At 64.7% G+C, this 12410-nt stretch carries 11 protein-coding genes and 1 riboswitch; of the genes, 8 read left to right on the top strand and 3 right to left on the bottom strand.

Annotated elements, in window-relative coordinates; translation table 11 throughout:
• Positions 1 to 5: 5 nt before the first annotated feature.
• A complete protein-coding gene (locus M1L53_RS18970) occupies positions 6 to 386 on the bottom strand; it encodes a PPOX class F420-dependent oxidoreductase (RefSeq protein WP_054188250.1) in 381 nt (126 codons plus the stop codon).
• Between the two features lie 203 nt (positions 387 to 589).
• Here M1L53_RS18970 and M1L53_RS18965 point away from each other — a divergent pair, with 203 nt between their 5' ends.
• On the top strand, positions 590 to 2245 hold the full coding sequence (locus tag M1L53_RS18965) for a GMC oxidoreductase (RefSeq protein WP_083471224.1): 1656 nt from the start codon (positions 590 to 592) through the stop codon (positions 2243 to 2245).
• Positions 2246 to 2284: 39 nt separating this feature from the next.
• On the opposite strand, the gene cobN is transcribed toward M1L53_RS18965, so the two are convergent.
• On the bottom strand, positions 2285 to 5905 hold the full coding sequence (gene cobN, locus M1L53_RS18960) for a cobaltochelatase subunit CobN (protein WP_054188251.1): 3621 nt from the start codon (positions 5903 to 5905) through the stop codon (positions 2285 to 2287).
• A 63-nt stretch (positions 5906 to 5968) separates the two neighbouring features.
• Positions 5969 to 6054, bottom strand: a riboswitch (cobalamin riboswitch).
• A gap of 74 nt (positions 6055 to 6128) precedes the next feature.
• Here cobN and cobG point away from each other — a divergent pair.
• From cobG to M1L53_RS18925, 7 genes are all read left to right on the top strand, one after another.
• On the top strand, positions 6129 to 7271 hold the full coding sequence (gene cobG / locus M1L53_RS18955; RefSeq protein WP_054188252.1) for a precorrin-3B synthase: 1143 nt from the start codon (positions 6129 to 6131) through the stop codon (positions 7269 to 7271).
• Positions 7272 to 7290: 19 nt separating this feature from the next.
• The gene (locus tag M1L53_RS18950; RefSeq protein ID WP_007729839.1) at positions 7291 to 7917 is read left to right on the top strand and encodes a precorrin-8X methylmutase; all 627 of its coding nucleotides are present in this window, start codon (positions 7291 to 7293) and stop codon (positions 7915 to 7917) included.
• Complete coding sequence (gene cobJ, locus M1L53_RS18945; RefSeq protein ID WP_007729840.1) at positions 7914 to 9401, top strand: precorrin-3B C(17)-methyltransferase; 1488 nt, start codon at positions 7914 to 7916, stop codon at positions 9399 to 9401. Before M1L53_RS18950 ends, cobJ begins: the two co-directional genes overlap by 4 nt.
• Before the next feature lie 26 nt (positions 9402 to 9427).
• The gene (locus M1L53_RS18940) at positions 9428 to 9787 is read left to right on the top strand and encodes an HNH endonuclease (protein ID WP_065455757.1); all 360 of its coding nucleotides are present in this window, start codon (positions 9428 to 9430) and stop codon (positions 9785 to 9787) included.
• On the top strand, positions 9784 to 10188 hold the full coding sequence (locus M1L53_RS18935; protein ID WP_054188253.1) for a DUF4440 domain-containing protein: 405 nt from the start codon (positions 9784 to 9786) through the stop codon (positions 10186 to 10188). Before M1L53_RS18940 ends, M1L53_RS18935 begins: the two co-directional genes overlap by 4 nt.
• On the top strand, positions 10185 to 10424 hold the full coding sequence (locus M1L53_RS18930) for a PLDc N-terminal domain-containing protein (protein WP_054188254.1): 240 nt from the start codon (positions 10185 to 10187) through the stop codon (positions 10422 to 10424). Before M1L53_RS18935 ends, M1L53_RS18930 begins: the two co-directional genes overlap by 4 nt.
• 77 nt (positions 10425 to 10501) lie before the next feature.
• Positions 10502 to 11092, top strand: a complete 591-nt coding sequence (locus M1L53_RS18925) for a dihydrofolate reductase family protein (RefSeq protein WP_054188255.1) — start codon at positions 10502 to 10504, stop codon at positions 11090 to 11092.
• A 444-nt stretch (positions 11093 to 11536) separates the two neighbouring features.
• On the opposite strand, the gene M1L53_RS18920 is transcribed toward M1L53_RS18925, so the two are convergent.
• Positions 11537 to 12319: an alpha/beta hydrolase gene (locus M1L53_RS18920; protein ID WP_007729845.1), complete on the bottom strand. Its 783-nt coding sequence runs from the start codon at positions 12317 to 12319 to the stop codon at positions 11537 to 11539.
• Between the last annotated feature and the right edge of the window lie 91 nt (positions 12320 to 12410).

Genomic DNA, 12410 nt, shown 5'->3' with positions numbered 1-12410 from the left:
CGCGGTCAGGCTGCAGTGATGGCAAGTCCGATCGTTCCGGTCTTGCCGCGGCGAAGGAGACTGCCTTTCATGGTGATCCAGCCGAGGATTCCGTAGCGACGCGCGATCGCGTCGCGAGCATGATCGGTGCCCGGTCCGTCGAGGATCTCGGCGACGGCGGCCACCGGTTCACCCTTGGGATTTCCCCGAGCGTCACACGCAGCGACGGTGACCGACGGGTTTCGCCTGATGCGCTTGACCTTGTAGGAATCGGTGACGGTCCACATCAGGAGCTTGTCGCCGTCCGGCGCGGCCCAGAGTGGAGTCGCCACCGGAGTTCCATCCTTGCGGAAGGTCGTGAGTAGGACGTACTTGGCCTCGGAGACGCGCTTGAAGTCGGGGTTCACTCCTCGAGGATAGGTGCGAGCGCCTCTCGCTGAACACCGACAAGATTCCGCGACTATCTGGTGACCGATCAGTACCACCCAGGAAGTGCCACTTATGCACGTTTTATCCGGTTCTTCATGACGTCGGATACGCCGTTTCGTCCCCGAACTCCATCTCGAGTTATTCTGAGGCAAACCGTCGAACTGGGGAGTCGAACTTACACATGCAGCGCCGTGACATGCAGCGTCGTGACTTTTTCAAAGCCGCCGGGGCGGGGGCGGCAGTTGCAGCCGCGGCGCCGCTCATGTCGACGTCGACCAGCCACGCCACCCCCGCACCACTGCGGGCGCTCCCGATGGGTGCTGATCACTACCGCGCGCTCGTCCCCGAGTTGTTCGCACCATCTCCTACTCCCCCGGAGCATTCCGAAGCCATCGTCATCGGGTCCGGATTCGGCGCAAGCGCCACCGCCCTCCGGTTGGCGCAGAGCGGCACCCAGATCACCATCCTCGAACGCGGACTTCGGTGGCCGCATGATCCGCAACGGGAGATTCACACCTCCGACATGCTGGCCGACGGCCGCGGAGTCTTCCGGCGAACATCGTTCACCAACCTCACCGGACTCCCCGTGGCGTGCGACTACTTCAGCGGCGTCCTCGATGCCACCGACTACCAACACATCTCGGTCTGGCGCGGCGCTGCAGTCGGCGGTGGTTCCATCATCTTCACCGGCGTGATGATCGCGCCCGAGCGCCGATTCTTCGACGCAGTCTTCGGCAACTCCCTCGACTACGACGAGATGGCGTCCACCTGGTACCCCAAAGTGCACCAGATGCTGCGTCTGAGCCCGTTGCCCGAAGACATTTACCAAACCCCGAACTTCGGTCACTCGCGTCGTTGGGATCAGGACGCTCGTCGTGCCGGATTCGATCCGCAGCGGATCGACGGGATCTGGAACTGGGACGTGGTGCGCTCAGAACTCGACGGCCGAACCCGAGCCTCGGCCACTGTCGGTGACAGCAACATGGGTAACTCCAACGGCGCGAAGTTCGACCTCACACAGAACTACATTCCTGCCGCCGAAGCCACCGGACGAGCCACCGTCTGTTACGGACATCAGGTGCTCGCGATCAGTCGCGAACGTGATGGACGCTACGTCGTCGACGTCGAATCGACGGATCCGACGGGTGGCGTTCTGGCCCGGAAGACTCTTACCTGTGACCGTCTGTTCCTCGGCGCCGGCTCGATCGGCACCTCCGAACTGCTGGTACGCGCCCAGGCGACGGGCGCGCTGCCCAACCTCAACGAACACGTCGGTAAGGGCTGGGGAACGAACGGCGACGCCGGGATGGTGCGCTCGTTCGGCTTCAGTGACGGCACTGCGCAAGCCTCACCGTCGGCATCACGCATCGTCGACGAGTCGGGAATGCCACTCTCCCTGGAAAATTGGTACGTCCCCGGCCTACCCGTCAACATCGGCATGCTCGGAACATTGGGGATGACCCTCGACTCGCAGCGCGCCGACTTCGCCTACGACGGCGGCTCCGATCGGGTGGTGCTGAACTGGCCGAAGAACGGCAACGACGCCACCGTCGAGGCACTACGCGCCGTCCAGAACAAGATGGCCTTCGCCGGCACCACGCTGCCGTCGGCATTGCCGTTCGCGAAGGACGTCAATTCCTCGTTCACCGCGCATCCCCTAGGCGGTGCGGTTCTGGGCAAGGCCACCGACGGTTACGGGCGAGTCAAGGGCTACGACGGCCTGTACGTGATGGACGGCGCCGCTATTCCGGGCAGCACCGGCACCGTCAACCCGTCACTGACCATCACTGCTCTGGCGGAGCGGAACATCGCTCAGATCATCAAGTCCGGACGCTGACTCACTTCAGCGCCCGGATCTGCAGGTGATGCTCGAGGTCTACTCCCCCTCGAGCTCGCCTTCGGTTTCGAGGTACACCTGACGCAAGCCGTCGAGTGTCTTCTGCTCGGGGTGCTCCCACATGTTGCGCTCGGCGGCTTCGAGGAGCCGCTCGGCGATTCCGTGCAAGGCCCACGGGTTGGACTGCGTCATGAACTTCTGGTTCTGCTCGTCCAGAACGTAGGTCTCGGCGAGCTTTTCGTACATCCAGTCCGCGACCACGTTGGTGGTGGCGTCGTACCCGAAGAGGTAGTCGACCGTGGCCGCCATCTCGAAGGCACCCTTGTACCCGTGACGGCGCATCGCGTCGAGCCAGCGGGGATTGACCACGCGCGCCCGGAAGACACGTGCGGTCTCTTCCGAAAGTGTGCGTGTGCGAACCGATTCCGGCCGAGTGCTGTCGCCGATGTACGCCTCGGGCGACTTTCCGGTCAGCGCGCGCACGGTGGCAACCATGCCGCCGTGGTACTGGAAGTAGTCGTCCGAATCGGCGATGTCGTGCTCACGCGTGTCGGTGTTCTTGGCCGCCACGTTGATTCGACGGTATGCACTGCGCATGTCGTCGGCTGCCGGGATTCCGTCGAGGCCACGGCCGTACGCGAAGCCGCCCCAGTTGGTGTACACCTCGGCGAGGTCGTCGTCACCGCGCCAGGTCTTGGAGTCGATGAGTTGCAGCAGGCCGGCGCCGTAAGTTCCGGGCTTCGAACCGAAGATGCGGGTGGTCGCACGCCTGGCATCGCCGTGCTCGGCAAGGTCGGCCTGCGCGTGGGCGCGCACGTAGTTCTGCTCGTCCGTCTCGTCCAATGCGGCGACCAGCTGAACGGCGTCGTCGAGCAGTGCGAGCACGTGCGGGAACGCATCACGGAAGAATCCGGAGATGCGGACGGTGACGTCGATGCGCGGACGGCCGAGCTCGTCGAGATCGATGACTTCGAGGTTGACGACGCGTCGGCTTGCTTCGTCCCAGACGGGGCGAACACCGAGGAGCGCGAACACTTCGGCGATGTCGTCGCCGGAGGTACGCATGGCGGCGGTACCCCACACGGACAGACCCACCGAGCGCGGGTACTCGCCGTGATCGGCGAGATATCGAGCGGCGAGCGACTCGGCCATCGCCTGACCGGTCTCCCACGCCAGTCGTGAGGGAACTGCCTTGGGATCGACGGAGTAGAAGTTACGACCGGTGGGAAGCACGTTGATCAGGCCGCGCAGCGGTGACCCACTCGGGCCGGCGGCGATGAAGCCGCCGTCGAGCGCGTGCAGGACCTGCTTGATCTCGTTGTTCGTCTGCCGGAGGCGTGGAACCACTTCGGTGGCCGCGAACTGAAGGATCTTCACGATGGTCTCGTCGTCGCTGAGTTGTTCTGCCGCAGCGGGGTTCCAGTCGGCGTCGTACATGCCGCGAACCAGAGCGTGCGCCTTTTCCTCGACGTCGTCGACACGGTTGCGGGACTCGTCGCCGTCTTCGCTGAGCCCGAGAGCTTCGCGCAGACCAGGGACGCTCTGTTCGCCGCCCCACATCTGACGGGCACGGAGCATGGCCAGGACCAGTTCGATTTCGGCGTCGCCCTCGGGTGCGCGGCCGAGAATGTGCAGACCGTCGCGGATCTGGACGTCCTTGATCTCACACAGCCAACCGTCGACGTGCAGGAGCATGTCGTCGAACACGTCTTCTTCGGGACGCTCCGCGAGGCCGAGGTCGTGGTCCATCTTGGCCGCCCGCATCAGCGTCCAGATCTGCTGGCGAATGGCCGGCAGCTTGGACGGGTCCAGTGCGGAGATGTTGGAGTGCTCGTCGAGCAGTTGCTCGAGACGGGAGATGTCGCCGTAGCTTTCGGCGCGGGCCATCGGCGGGATCAGGTGATCGACGAGAGTCGCGTGGGCGCGACGCTTTGCCTGTGTTCCTTCACCCGGGTCGTTGACGAGGAACGGGTAGATCAGCGGCAGGTCGCCCAGGGCCGCGTCGGTGCCGCAGTTGCTCGACATGCCGAGTGTCTTGCCGGGCAACCATTCGAGGTTTCCGTGCTTGCCGAGGTGCACAACGGCGTCGGCGCCGAATCCGCCGTTGTCCGGTGTTGCAGCGATCCAGCGGTAGGCCGCGAGGTAGTGGTGGCTCGGCGGCAGATCCGGGTCGTGGTAGATCGCGACGGGCTTTTCACCGAATCCCCGCGGCGGCTGGACCATGAGGACGATGTTGTTGAATCGCAGTGCCGCGATGACAATTTCGCCGTCGGGGTCCTGCGAGCGGTCGACGTACAGCTCTCCGGGCGCTGCGCCCCAGTGCTCTTCGACACCGCTGCGCAGTTCCTCGGGCAGGGTGGCGAACCATTCGCGGTACTTCGCTGCCGAGATGCGGATCGGATTGCCCTCGAGCTGCTCGGCAGTGAGCCAGTCGGGATCCTGTCCGCCGGCCGCGATCAGGGCATGGATCAGCGCGTCGCCGTCCTTCGCCGCCAGGCCGGGAACTGCGTCCGGACCGTCGACCGGACCGAGATCGTAACCGGCAGAACGCATTTCGGTGAGCAGGTCGATTGCGCTCGCCGGAGTATCGAGACCGACGGCGTTGCCGATGCGGGCGTGCTTGGTCGGGTACGCCGAGAGCATCAGAGCAACGCGACGCTCGGTGGTGGGAATGTGGCGCAGCTTGCCGTGACGGACCGCGATCCCGGCGACACGGGCGGCGCGCTCGACGTCGGGGACGTACGTGGACAGTCCGTCGGAGTCGATTTCCTTGAAGGAGAACGGGACGGTAATGATGCGGCCGTCGAATTCCGGCACCGCGACCTGGGTCGCGACGTCGAGAGGCGACAGTCCGTCGTCGTTCTCGTCCCAGGTGGCGCGGCTACTGGTCAGGCACAGGCCCTGCAGGATGGGGACGTCGAGCGCAGCGAGTGCGGCGACATCCCAGGCTTCGTCGTCGCCACCGGCGGACGCGGTCGCGGGCTTCGTGCCACCGGCAGCAAGAACTGTCACGACCATGGCGTCGGCGCGGCGGAGCGTGCTCAGAAGTTCGGCTTCTGCGGTTCGCAGAGATGCGCAGTAGATCGGCAGCGCGGTGCCACCGGCCTCGGCGACCGCGTCGCACAACGCCTGGATGTACCGGGTGTTGCCGGCCAAATGCTGAGCGCGGTAGTACAGAACTGCGATGACCGGACCGCTCGCCGAGTCGGGATCGGGCGCGAAATCAGCGATGCCCCAGGAAGGCAGGTGGGCCGGCGGCTCGAACCCGTGGCCGGTGAGCAGGACGGTGTCGGACAGGAAGTGGTGCAGCTGTGCCAGATTCTGTGCGCCACCCTCGGCCAGGTAGTTGTGCGCCTCGGCAGCAACGCCGGCGGAAACCGTCGAGCACTCCATGAGGTCGGCGTCCGGCGCGTGCTCGCCGCCGAGAACGACTACGGGGAGTCCGGAGGCGAGGACCATGTCCAGGCCGTCTTCCCAGCTGCGACGGCTGCCGAGGATACGAACGATCACGAGGTCGACGCCGTCGAGCAAGGGCGGCAAGTCCTCCGAGACCAGCAAGCGTGAGGGGTTGGCCCAGCGATAGGAGACGCCGTCGCCGGCTTCCTGGCTGGCGCGGGCGCTCAGCAGATCGGTGTCGGACGTGGAGAGCAGAAGAATCACGGGTGAAGCCTTCCTGGGGTTTCGCGCCCCGTGGCACAGATCTGTCATCGACGGCGGTTGAGGGTCTGACTCGTGTTTCCGAGCGGAAACACGTCCCGCTCGAGCAACACTCACAGTGGCGCGACCGCACCGGACTCTCACCGGTTTCCTCAACTGCCGTCACTGGTGGTGGTGATGCTACCGGTCCGCAGAAGGCACTCATGACAGGTCGTACCCTGGAGCCATGCCCACGGACCGTTCACAGCCAGACGCGTGCCCGGGTGCACTGCAAGTTCACCACGCCGCCGACGGCGCACTGGCACGCGTGCGCCTACCCGGCGGACTCCTCACCCCGGTCCAATTGCAGACGCTCGCCGACGCAGCGCGCGATCTCGGCAACGGGCAGATGGAACTCACCTCGAGGGGCAACGTACAACTGCGCTCGGTCTCGGACCCCGAAGCCTTCGCGGCGCGTATCGCTTCGGCCGGTCTGCTGCCGTCCGCGACGCACGAACGAGTGCGCAACATCCTCGCGTCCCCACTGTCCGGCCGTATCGGGGGCGTCGCCGACATTCGTGAACTGGTCCACCGTCTCGATTCGGCGATCCAAGCGGATCAAGCATTGGCAGATCTGCCAGGGCGAACCCTGTTCACCCTCGACGACGGGCGCGGAGACATCACCGGGCTACGGGGCGATTTCGGACTCCATGCGCGCAGCGCCACCGAGCATTCACTGGTGCTCGCCGGTCACCGCACCACTCATCGTGTACAGGCGGACGACGCCGTCGAATTGCTCCTCGCGGCGGCTCGTTCATTCCTCGACGTCCGCGACAAGCACTGGCGCCTGGCCGAGGTTCCGGACGGAATCGAACGCACCCTCGAGCAGCTGGGTCTGAGCGCCGAGTCCACCGTTGCGGCGGACCTCACGCCGGATGCACGGCCCACTATCGGCTGGCTCGAGCAGCGCGACGGGACCGTAACTCTGGGCGGCGGCCTGCGATTCGGGCTGCTCGACGCTCGGCTGGCCGAGTTCCTCGCCGCCGTCGACAAGCCCGTCGTCGTGACGCCGTGGCGATCGGTGCATATCTTCGACCTCGACGAATGGGCAGCCGAGCAGGTAGTCCGGGTGCTGGCACCCATGGGGTTGATCTTCGACGAGAACTCACCGTGGCTCGAGGTCACCGCCTGCACCGGAAGTCCGGGATGCGAGAAGTCGCTCGCCGATGTGCGCACCGACGCGATCACCGCCGTCGAGCAGGCAGAACTTCCCGTTGTCGGGCGCCAGCACTGGGCCGGGTGCGACCGCAGTTGTGGACGTCCCCGCGGGGACGTAGCGGATGTGATTGCGACGGGCGACGGTTACCGGGTGAATCCGGCCGATCGGTGATGCCTCTATCGTGTGGCACATGATCGAGTACATCCGTGACGGCGCGGAAATCTATCGCCAGTCCTTTGCCACCATTCGGGCCGAAGCCGACCTGAGCCGTTTCCCGGCGGATGTCTCGCAAGCTGTAGTGCGCATGATTCATGCAAGTGGCCAGGTCGATCTCGTCGACGACGTCGCCTTCACACCCGGTGTCGTCTCGGCTGCGCGCGCAGCTCTGCGCGACGGCGCGCCGATTTTCTGCGACGCCCAGATGGTGGCTGCCGGCATCACGCGCAAGCGTCTGCCCGCCGGCAACGACGTCATCTGCACCCTCGGCGATCCGCGGGTTCCCGTGCTGGCGTCGACCATCGACAACACTCGCTCGGCGGCTGCTCTCGAACTGTGGGGAGCCAAGCTCGAGGGCGCTGTTGTCGCGATCGGAAACGCACCCACCGCACTGTTCCATCTCCTGAACCTCATCGAAGCCGGAGCGCCCCGTCCGGCCGCCATCGTCGGAGGTCCGGTCGGCTTCATCGGCGCTGCCGAGTCGAAGGAAGCCCTCATCGAACACGCCAGCGGGATCGATCATCTCGTTCTCCGCGGCCGACGCGGCGGCAGCGCGATCACCGCCGCCGTCGTCAATGCGATTGCGAGCGAAGTCGAATGAGTGCAGGCAAGCTCTGGGGTGTCGGTATCGGCCCCGGCGATCCCGAATTGGTGACCGTCAAGGCCGCCCGCGTCATCGGCGAGGCAGATGTGGTTGCCTTCCACTCCGCGCGGCACGGCAAGAGCATCTCCCGCGGAGTTGCAGCGCCGTACATGCGCGAAGGACAGATCGAAGAACACCTCGTCTACCCCGTGACCACCGAGACCGTTGATCATCCCGGCGGATACCAGGGCGCGATGGACGAGTTCTACGAAGCAGCTGCCGAACGGCTGGCAGTTCACCTCGCGGCCGGTCGAACCGTCGCGTTGCTCGCCGCCGGCGATCCGCTCTTCTACAGCTCCTACATGCACATGCACAAGAGACTGGCCGATCGCTTCGACGCCGAAGTGATTCCCGGCGTCACCTCCGTCAGCGCGGCATCTGCTGCACTCGGAAAGCCACTGGTCGAGGGTGAAGAGATCCTGACGATCCTGCCCGGAACGTTGCCGCAGGCCGAGCTGACCAGGCGGCTCAAGGAAACCGACGCCGCAGCCATTCTCAAGCTCGGACGCACGTTCCCGCCAGTCCTGCAATCGCTCGAGGATTCCGGCCGACTGGGCGAAGCGCACTACGTCGAGCGTGCGAGCACCACACGTCAACGCGTCGAATCCGCCGCCGACGTCGACCCGGACGGAGTTCCGTACTTCTCGATCGCCATCGTTCCGAGCCCGTCGAACAACCCTCGACCTGCAACCGAGTCTCGCGGCGAGGTGGTCGTGGTCGGACTCGGACCGGGCGACACCGCCTGGACCACACCCGAAGTGGCGCATGAGCTTTCGTTGGCCACCGACCTCGTCGGCTACGGCCCGTACGTCGATCGCGTGCCGACGCGTCCGGGCCAGCGTCGCCATTCCAGCGACAACCGCGTCGAAGCGGAACGCGCCGCGATGGCGTTGGACCTCGCGAAGAACGGCGCCCGTGTAGCTGTCGTCTCATCGGGAGATCCCGGTGTATTCGCCATGGCTGCAGCAGTTCTCGAAGTTGCCGCCGAAGACCAGTGGCGCGGGGTCCCGGTCCGCATCCTTCCCGGCATGACGGCGGCAAACGCTGTCGCCAGTCGCGTCGGCGCTCCCCTCGGGCACGACTATGCGGTGCTCTCGTTGTCTGATCGCCTCAAGCCGTGGGATGTCGTCGCGCGCCGCATTTCGGCAGTTGCAGCCGCAGACATGGCATTTGCGGTCTACAACCCGGCGTCGAAGTCCCGGACGTGGCAGGTCCAAGCCATGAAGGACCTCGTGCTCGAGCACCGCTCCCCCGAGACTCCCGTCGTCATCGGCCGCGATGTTGCCGGTGCCGAGGAATCAGTTCGCGTCGTGACCCTCGGAGAGCTCGAGCCTTCCGAGATCGACATGCGGACTCTGCTGATCGTCGGCTCCTCGATGACGACGGTCGTCGAAACCGGTTCGGGCCGTCAGGTGTTCACCCCGCGGCGCTACCCGGAGTGAACATCGCACAGCGATAGCATGACCTCATGCCCGTCAACCGGACCCGGAAAGCCAGATACGCGCGTAGGCGCAAACGCCGAATGGATCTGATGGAGCACGACCTGTCCGTCGAGCAGTGGTCCGCGCTCAAAGCGGCCTGGGGTGGCTGCGCGTACTGCGGCGAGCCGGACGAGTCGCCGCAACGTGACTGCGTGCTGGCGATCTCCCGCGGTGGGCGCTACACACTCGACAACATCGCACCGGCTTGCCGCTCGTGCAATGCGAGCAAATGCAACAGCGAGGTCACTCTCTGGTTGCGGCGCAAGGGTTATGACGAGAAGGCCTTCCTCCTGCGCCACGCGGAGATAGGGATCGAGATGAGGGCGCAGTTCTCGGAGCAGTCGTGACGGCCCCGGACGAGTTGCGCCTGATTCTCGACGAGCTCATGGAGTTCGAACCTCTGTTTCACCGAACTCGAGTAGCGATGTCAAGCGCCGAGTTCGATGCGGTCGTCGACCCGGAGTTCCGGGAGATCGGAGCCTCCGGCGCTCGATACACCCGCGACTACGTGCAGTCGGCAGTCGCGAGCCGGCGACTCCGCGGCGAGGTGAACGACGCCGCCGAACTCGGGTGGAGGGTTGACCGACCCGCGCTGAGCCGGATTGCACCTGACACGTATCTGGTGACTTACCGGCTGGTGCAAGCGCAACGAGTTACCGAGCGATCATCCATCTGGCGGTTCACCGAGAATCGATGGAGCGTGTTGTTTCATCAAGGCACAGTCGTCGAAAGTGGTTTGGAAGCGTGAACGAATCGACCCACAACCCCACCATTCCGCTTTGGATGGACATCACCTTCACCGCCTTCGTTCTTGCCTGGATCTTCATCACGATTAGCGCGCTCGTGGCGATCGTGCGCACTGACTTCGAACGCTCGGGCGGCAAATTCTGGTGGTCGGCACTGGTGATCGCGGTGCCTGTACTCGGTGCGCTCGTCTGGTTACTGTTCGGTCGACCCCCGCGTGACTCCAGGTCCCGAACCTGATCTACACCGACGGCCCGGCAGTAGTCTGAGTACGGTCCGGTGCTGTCACTCTGCGCCTATCAGGGGAGAACAACGAGATGAGACCACTTCGATACTCGATCAACGTCACACTCGACGGCTGCTGCCATCACGAGGCGGGGCTCCCACCCGACGAGGAGTCGATGCGCTACTGGACCGCTCAGATGGAACGAGCCGATGCCTTGCTGTTCGGCCGGGTGACCTACGAGATGATGGAGTCGGCGTGGCGGCGGCCCGCAACGGGCACATGGCCTGACTGGATGGACGAGTGGGAGATCCCGTTCGCCCAGGCCATGGACCGGGCGAAGAAGTACGTCGTGTCGAACACGCTGAGCGGGGTCGATTGGAATGCCGAACTCGTGCAAGGCGACTTGGGGCCAGTGATTCGACGGCTCAAGGAGCAGCCCGGCGAAGGCCTGTGGGTTGGCGGCGTAACACTCCCCCTGGCATTGGCAGACCTGGGACTGATCGACGAGTACGAGTTCGTTGTGCAACCGGTCCTCGCCGGACACGGACCGACGTTGCTCGCCGGTCTGCGTGAGCGCATCCAACTCGAACTCGTCGATCGCCACGAGTTCCAGTCGGGTGCAGTCGCCGTGCGATATCGGACCACTCAAGTACCGCCCCCGGGTCAGGTATCGGACGGTTAGTCGACGCATGGCTGGAAATGCGCGGTTGAAAGACATGTCGTCGCCTCAGGTCGGACACGAGAAAGTTTCCAGTCTTGTTCGATGTTCGGTATTGACCGGACACTCGGCACAGCACGAGCATTAGCCACCGAAGTCTCCGGACAACCCTCGACGAGATCGAAGCATCGAACTGGATCACGAACAAGTTCTTTCCGCCCGGCGGACCGTAAGGACATATGTCGCCATCGAGCGCCTCAGCAAAAATGGCCAAGCTGGACGGCTACTAGCGAGCGAAGGATCGAAATCGCCACCATCGCGAGCGCCACAAAAATGATCATCTGAAAAGCTTCGGTCAAATCGATGCAGGATTCGGTGACGCCACTACTTCGGGTCTTGCTGAGAAACGAAACCTGGTCGAGATCGTATCGGCGTCCGACACAGGCCGGACGCCGATACGAGTTCACGTCAGCTCACAGGAGCGCCACCGCTCCCGCCGAGGTGGCGGGCGAAGAACCGAGCCGAACTGTCTCGCTCGTAGTCGGGCACCGGATAGTGCCTGCCCGAGTAGGCGTGCAGCGTCTTCTCCTTCGAGCCGAAGGCATCGAACAACGCTATCCCCGACGTGCGGTCGTAATCCTTGTCGTCCCAAGGGATCCGGTACTCGACCGGGACCGCGAGCTTTCGTGCCGCTTCGATGAGGGAGTCGTCCACAAAAACTCCCCCGAAGCTCACGGCAGCGATCCTGGATTCGACCGGGGCCAACATGAGCCCGGTCACGACCCCTAGCGACACGCCGCCGAAGCCGATCGGAGCGTCGGCGTTGACGTCGGGCAGCGTTTGCAGAGCGTCGATGGTCGCCTGCCATTCCGGCACTGCACGCTCCGCCAACGATCGGTTGTACTCGACGACGATCGGGGCGATCGGCTCGTGGGCCGCCCTAGCCTGGTGGATCGCCTCGACCCACTGTTCGTCCTGTGTGTTCCGCGGGCGGTCGCCGTGTCCGGGCGCGTCGATCGCGGCGACTGTGAACCCGTGGGAGCTCACACTGTGGAGTGCGCTGGCAACCAGTCCTGGTGCCTTCTTGTGCATGCCGCCGGAGTGCCCGGACAGCAGAAGGGGTGATTCGACAGATCCGGACGCGGGTGACCAGAGCACACCGGTGATGTCGTCCAGAATGAAATGGCGTTCGACGACCCCGTTCGACGTTGTCTCGGAAGTGAATTCGATGGTCTGAGAATTGGATTGCATGGTGTTACCTTTCGGGATTGCCTACTCGAGGCGCTCCCGGCGACACCTACGTCAATCGCCGATCCGTGAACACGAGTGGGAGCACCCACAT

This window comes from Rhodococcus sp. T9N (assembly GCF_024436645.1).
Lineage (GTDB): Bacteria > Actinomycetota > Actinomycetes > Mycobacteriales > Mycobacteriaceae > Rhodococcus_F > Rhodococcus_F qingshengii.
Note: the sequence above shows the minus strand (reverse complement) of the source record. Positions and strands in the feature narration are given on the sequence as shown.

Excerpts from the sequence above, each read along its gene's own strand:
- cobG (WP_054188252.1), top strand. The coding sequence starts at position 6,129 with ATGCCCACGGACCGTTCACAGCCAGACGCGTGCCCGGGTGCACTGCAA.
- M1L53_RS18950 (WP_007729839.1), top strand. The coding sequence starts at position 7,291 with ATGATCGAGTACATCCGTGACGGCGCGGAAATCTATCGCCAGTCCTTT.
- M1L53_RS18925 (WP_054188255.1), top strand. The coding sequence starts at position 10,502 with ATGAGACCACTTCGATACTCGATCAACGTCACACTCGACGGCTGCTGC.
- M1L53_RS18940 (WP_065455757.1), top strand. The coding sequence starts at position 9,428 with ATGCCCGTCAACCGGACCCGGAAAGCCAGATACGCGCGTAGGCGCAAA.
- M1L53_RS18920 (WP_007729845.1), bottom strand. The coding sequence starts at position 12,319 with ATGCAATCCAATTCTCAGACCATCGAATTCACTTCCGAGACAACGTCG.
- cobJ (WP_007729840.1), top strand. The coding sequence starts at position 7,914 with ATGAGTGCAGGCAAGCTCTGGGGTGTCGGTATCGGCCCCGGCGATCCC.
- M1L53_RS18965 (WP_083471224.1), top strand. The coding sequence starts at position 590 with ATGCAGCGCCGTGACATGCAGCGTCGTGACTTTTTCAAAGCCGCCGGG.